This window comes from Halorubrum sp. AJ67, assembly GCF_000513435.1.
In genome coordinates, this window is sequence record NZ_CBVY010000019.1 from 110253 (window position 1) to 112982 (window position 2730).

The 2730-nt window shown below is 69.2% G+C and carries 4 protein-coding genes; 2 read left to right on the forward strand and 2 right to left on the reverse strand.

The window, feature by feature from the left end; translation table 11 throughout:
- Positions 1-584: 584 nt before the first annotated feature.
- Complete coding sequence (locus tag BN903_RS13225; protein ID WP_048078175.1) at positions 585-1403, forward strand: ABC transporter ATP-binding protein; 819 nt, start codon at positions 585-587, stop codon at positions 1401-1403.
- 17 nt (positions 1404-1420) lie between these two features.
- On the opposite strand, the gene BN903_RS17630 is transcribed toward BN903_RS13225, so the two are convergent.
- Both BN903_RS17630 and BN903_RS13230 read right to left on the reverse strand, forming a co-directional pair.
- Positions 1421-1585 (reverse strand): hypothetical protein, encoded by a 165-nt coding sequence (locus BN903_RS17630; RefSeq protein WP_195155812.1) that lies wholly within the window; start codon positions 1583-1585, stop codon positions 1421-1423.
- 70 nt (positions 1586-1655) lie between these two features.
- On the reverse strand, positions 1656-1880 hold the full coding sequence (locus tag BN903_RS13230; RefSeq protein WP_048078176.1) for a hypothetical protein: 225 nt from the start codon (positions 1878-1880) through the stop codon (positions 1656-1658).
- A 159-nt stretch (positions 1881-2039) separates the two neighbouring features.
- Here BN903_RS13230 and BN903_RS13235 point away from each other — a divergent pair.
- Positions 2040-2730 (forward strand): BMP family protein (locus BN903_RS13235; RefSeq protein WP_154018144.1); only part of this gene is annotated, 691 nt, incomplete at its 3' end.

The window sequence follows — 2730 nt, forward strand, 5'->3', positions numbered from 1 at the left end:
ACGGTACGAGTTTCGTTACCGTTAAATTAACTTTCGTTAATAGACAATACTATTTATAACGTAAGTTTATAACGGAGGGTCCGTCCCGTTTCGGGTGGACGCCGCCTGCTCGACGACCTCACCGCGCCGCTCGTCCGGACGCTGCGGCCGGTGCCGCCGCTCGCGCTGATCGGCTTCGCGATCGCGTGGTTCGGCATCAACGACTGGGGCGCGGCCTTCATCATCGCGGTGGGCGCGTTCTGGATCAACTTCTACGCGGCGTACGGTGCCGTCGAGGGCGTCTCGGAGGACCTCCTCGACGTGGGACGGACGCTCGGCGTCCGGGGCGACCTCGACGCGGTCCGGTCGATCGTGTTGCCGGCGGCGACGCCGGGGATCATGACCGGGATCCGGACCGGACTGGGACGGTGTTGGATGCTCGTCGTCGCCTCGGAGATCTTCGGCGTTCCCGGGGTCGGCCGCGAGATCATCCGCGCCAGCAACAACCTCGCGGTCGACCAGGCGATCGCGTACATCCTCGTGTTGAGCCTGATGTACCTGCTCGTCGACGTGGCGTTCCGCGCGGTCGAACGGAGGGTGTTGGTATGGCGGGCGTGAACGAGAACGGCGCGGCCGACGAGGAAGAGACGGGCTCCCTCCCGCCCGCGGATGCGAGCGTCGCGCTCGACGCGGTCGGCAAGACGTACGCCGGCGACGGCGACGGCGATCCGGTGCGCGCGCTCGACGACGTGTCGTTCTCGGTCGCCGACGGCGAGTTCGTCTGTCTCGTCGGCCCCTCGGGGTGCGGGAAGACGACGCTGTTCCGGATCGTCGCCGGCCTGACCGAGGCGACGGACGGGCGGGTGCTGCTCGACGGCACCGAAGTCACCGGGCCGACGACGGACATGGGCGTCGTCTTCCAGGAGTACCACCTGTTCCCGTGGCTGACCGTCGCGGAGAACGTCGGGTTCGGGTTGGAACGGAGCGACCGGTCGCCCGACGAGCGCGAGCGCCGGGTCGACGAGATGCTCGAACTGGTCGGGCTGACGGAGTTCCGCGACGCCTACCCCAAGTCGCTGTCGGGCGGGATGAAACAGCGCGTCGCCATCGCGCGGGCGCTCGCCGTCGACCCGAACCTCCTCCTGATGGACGAGCCGTTCGGCGCGGTGGACGCCCAGACCCGCGAGATGCTCCAGCGGGAGCTGCTCGACGTGTGGGAGTCGACCGGGAAGACCGTCCTCTTCGTCACGCACGACGTGGCGGAGGCGGTGACGCTCGCGGACCGGATCGTCGTGATGGCCGCCGACCCGGGCCGCGTCCGCGAGGTCGTCGATGTCGACGTCGAGCGCCCCCGCGAGCGCGGCGACGCCGCCTTCGCCGAGTACGTCGGTCGCGTGCGAGAACTGATCGGTGCCGGCCCGTAGTCGGACCGCCGTACCGCCTACTCCTCCGTCTCCTCGACGCTCGCCGACAGCTCGTCGACGTGTGTCCGCAGCGTTGCCAGCGTCGCGTCCGCGTCGGCGTACCCCTGATCGTAGTCGTCGAACGCTGACGCCGCTCGGTCGAGGAACCGTTCCACCGCCGCGTCGGTCGACTCGTCGGTCATACGCGTCCGTCCGCCCGCGAGCGGTTTATGTCTCCCGCCGTCGCGCTCGACCCGCGGAACGCACGTCCCGTCAGCGCCGCCGGAGGGCGTACGTCGTGTAGCCGACCGCCGCGACGAGGACGACGGAGAGGAGGGTGCCGAAGACGGCGGGCGAGGCGGTGACGTACTCTCCGAACGGGTCGGTCAGCGCGAACACGGCGACGACGAGCGCGACGGAGATGGCGATCCCGACCGCGCCGAACGCCTTGAACGCCGCGTCGAGGTCGAAGCGTGGCGATCCCGATTGGTGACTCATGGTTCCCCGTACGCGTCTCGAAGGTAAACCCGTCGGGCGGGATTCTCACTCTCGGAGAACGCCGCCGAGACCGCGGGAGAGAGTGGCTACCGTCACTTTCTATCGGCGTTGATAATTTACGCGGAGGCGTTTTATTCCCCTCCTGCGGATACCCACGAGATGAATAACGTTCGAACCACGACGCTCTCTCGCCGCCGTCTCGCCGCCGGTCTCGGCGGCGCGGTCGCGGGCACGCTGGCCGGCTGTCTCGGCGACGAGACGTCCGGTGCGGCGTCGATCGAGTCCGGGGACGGGGACTCGACGGACGGCGGGACGGATGGGGATCGGGACGCGGTCGACGCCGGCACGACCGTCGGAATGATATACGCCCTCGGCGGGCTCGACGACAGGTCGTTCAACGACGCCGCCAACCGGGGGATCCAGCGCGCTCGCCTCGACCACGACGTGGCGTTCGCGAACGAGGAGCCGACATCGGTTCCGGAGTTCGAGACGACACAGGCCGACCTGTCGGCGTCGGACGACCCCGACTACGACCTGGTCTGCTGTATCGGCTTCCTTCAGGCGGACGCGCTCTCGACGGTCGCGGGCGAGTACCCGGACCAGCGGTACGCCATCGTCGACTCGGTCGTCGACCGCGACAACGTGGCGAGCTACGTGTTCCGCGAACACGAGGGGTCGTTCCAGGCCGGCCACCTCGCCGGGCTGGTGACGAGCCGCGACCTGTCCGTCGGCGCGGGGTCGACCCGCCCCGACGAGCGGACCGTCGGCTACGTCGGCGGCGTCGAGTCGGACCTCGTGCGCAAGTTCGAGGCGGGCTACCGCGCCGGCGTCGACCACGCGGCCGCGGACG

Bases quoted from the DNA above. Each gene is read 5' to 3' on its own strand.
- BN903_RS13225 (WP_048078175.1), top strand. From the start codon at position 585: ATGGCGGGCGTGAACGAGAACGGCGCGGCCGACGAGGAAGAGACGGGC.
- BN903_RS17630 (WP_195155812.1), bottom strand. From the start codon at position 1,585: ATGACCGACGAGTCGACCGACGCGGCGGTGGAACGGTTCCTCGACCGA.
- BN903_RS13230 (WP_048078176.1), bottom strand. From the start codon at position 1,880: ATGAGTCACCAATCGGGATCGCCACGCTTCGACCTCGACGCGGCGTTC.